The following is a 492-nucleotide window of genomic DNA, read 5'->3' as shown; positions in this document are numbered from 1 at the left end:
CGGTGCTTTTGAAAATATTGTGCAATATGTTGCTATCTCACCCCCCCCATTGAAACCACTGCCGACCCGCCCCATCTAACTTGCATACTTCCCTATGCAGGTGCCCCATGAGCGACCAGCAAGAATTCCCGGACATCGACCTCAACGACTACGCCGACCCGGAAAACGCTGAACACACTTCCGCCAACACTGGCTTGGCCCTCCCAGGGCAAAACCTGCCCGACAAGGTCTACATCATCCCGATCCACAACCGGCCTTTCTTCCCGGCGCAAGTGTTGCCGGTGATCGTCAATGAAGAGCCGTGGGCCGAAACCCTGGAGCTGGTGAGCAAGTCCGACCACCACTCCCTTGCCCTGTTCTTCATGGAAACCCCGCCCGAAGATCCGCGCCACTTCGACACCTCCAGCCTGCCGCTGTACGGCACCCTGGTGAAGGTGCACCACGCCAGCCGCGAAAACGGCAAGCTGCAATTCGTCGCCCAGGGCCTGACCC

General features: G+C 59.3%; 1 pseudogene. It reads left to right on the top strand.

Going from position 1 to position 492, the window contains the following annotated elements:
- Window positions 1-107 precede the first annotated feature (107 nt).
- Window positions 108-492, top strand: a pseudogene (locus HX786_RS32100) (endopeptidase La); the annotation flags it as partial.

Source organism: Pseudomonas sp. 21615526, from assembly GCF_013386245.1.
Lineage (GTDB): Bacteria > Pseudomonadota > Gammaproteobacteria > Pseudomonadales > Pseudomonadaceae > Aquipseudomonas.
Note: the sequence above shows the minus strand (reverse complement) of the source record. Positions and strands in the feature narration are given on the sequence as shown.